Annotated in this window: 1 protein-coding gene; it reads left to right on the plus strand. The window is 62.1% G+C overall.

Translation table 11 applies throughout. The features are described from left to right. Positions 1 to 1,754: methyl-accepting chemotaxis protein (locus FEM54_RS31590; protein WP_138454169.1), on the plus strand; the 1,754-nt coding region annotated here is incomplete at its 5' end. Between the last annotated feature and the right edge of the window lie 140 nt (positions 1,755 to 1,894).

A 1,894-nucleotide genomic window follows, 5' to 3' on the forward strand; every position in this document is an offset into this window, starting at 1 on the left:
CCCTTGGGCAACTGGCCCTTGACGCCGAGGCCATGCGCGCTGACAGAATTGTGTACCGCACACTGACGGACGCCAGCAGCCTGGCCAAAATGCACAGGCAGACCGAAAAGATCGACCAGCATCTGGCCGACCTTTCAAGCCGCCTCAAACACCCGGCCGACTTGCAGCGACTGCAGGAAGCAACACGCTTGGTGGCGAGCTTCAAGACAGCGCTGGCGGCCTTGCCCGCTTTGATCGAGCAACGCGAAAGCATCCGCCCGACCCTCAAGAAAACCGCGTTGCAAGCCAGCGATACTCTCGCCCAGTTCGCCAGCGACTTACCGAACCAGGAAGACGAAAAGGCTTTGGATGCTATCGAAAACCTGCGCCAGGCCATGGAGCAGGCCGAAGATCGCGCCCAAAGCCCCGCCTGGGCGGCCGAGTCGCTGCAAGCCTACACCGACGCACTCACCCAGGCGCTCGAAGCCCTGAACGTTGCACAAGCAGCGGTGACCGCACTGCCCGTGGACGCGGCCCTGCTCAAAGCCGACCTGGCCAACTATCGCGAACAATTGACCAAGCTCAAGGACGCACAGCTCAACACCGAAACCCTGCAAAACCGCTTTGAACAGCAACTCAATGATTTACGCGAGCAAAGCCATCAACTGAGTGACGGCCAGAACAGCAAGCGTGACAGCGAAGCCGAGCAGACCCACACACGACTGCTGAGCGTCACCCTGGCGGCCTTGCTACTCGGTGTACTGGCCGCCTGGTGGATCGCGCGGCAAATAGTCGTGCCTTTACGCGCGATCCTCACCGCCGCCCACCGCATTGCTGACGGCGACCTGAGTCGAGACATTCAAGAGGACCGCCGCGATGAACTGGGCCAGTTGCAGCAGAGCATCGGGCAAATGACCCGCAACCTGCGCAACCTGATCAGCGGTATCGGCGACAGCGCCCGGCAGATCGCCAGTGCCGCAACGCAGCTATCAGCCGTCACCGAGCAGACCCGCGCCGGGGTCAATGACCAGAAGGAGGAAACCGATCAAGTGGCCACGGCGATGAATGAAATGCTCGCCACCGCCCAGGAGGTCGCCCGGCATGCCGAGCAGGCTTCCGTCGCGGCCAATGAAGCCGACCAGGAAGCCAGCGCCGGCGAAAAAGTGGTGACCCAGGCCGTCGAGCAAATCGGGCACCTGGCCCATGAGATGGCGCGCTCGAGCCAGGCGATGATTGCGCTGCAACATGAAAGCCAGAAAATCGGCAGCGTGCTCGACGTGATCAAATCAGTGTCCCAGCAAACCAACCTGCTGGCCCTGAACGCTGCCATCGAAGCGGCGCGTGCGGGCAGTGCCGGCCAGGGTTTTGCGGTAGTGGCCGACGAGGTGCGCAGCCTGGCCCAGCGCACCCAGGAATCCGCCGAAGAAATTGAAGGTTTGATTCTCGGCCTGAATACCGGCACCCAGCAGGTCGCGGACATCATGGACAACAGCCGCAGCCTGACCGACAACAGCGTCGGCCTGACCCGCGATGCCGGCGATGCCTTGGCAGCGATTACGCGCACTGTGTCGATCATCCAGGAAATGAACCCGCAGATTGCCGCCGCCGCCGAGCAGCAAAGCGCGGTGGCGGAAGAGATCAATCGCAGTGTGCTGAAGGTGCGCGATGTCACCGAACAAACCGCTGCGGCCAGTGAGGAAACGGCCGCTGCGAGTGTTCAGTTGACCCGATTGAGCCTGGATTTGCAGACGCTGGTGGGCAAATTCAGGCTTTGATACTCACGGCCCTTGTGGCGAGCGAGCTTGCTCGCGCTGGGCTGCGAAGCAGCCCTAAAACCTGCCAACGCGTTCTGCTGGATAAATCGCGGTGATCTTGTTGGGGCCGCTTCGCGCCCCAGCGCGAGCAAGCTCGCTCG

Origin of the sequence: Pseudomonas edaphica, assembly GCF_005863185.1 — a bacterium.
In the GTDB taxonomy this organism is placed as follows: Bacteria; Pseudomonadota; Gammaproteobacteria; order Pseudomonadales; family Pseudomonadaceae; genus Aquipseudomonas; species Aquipseudomonas edaphica.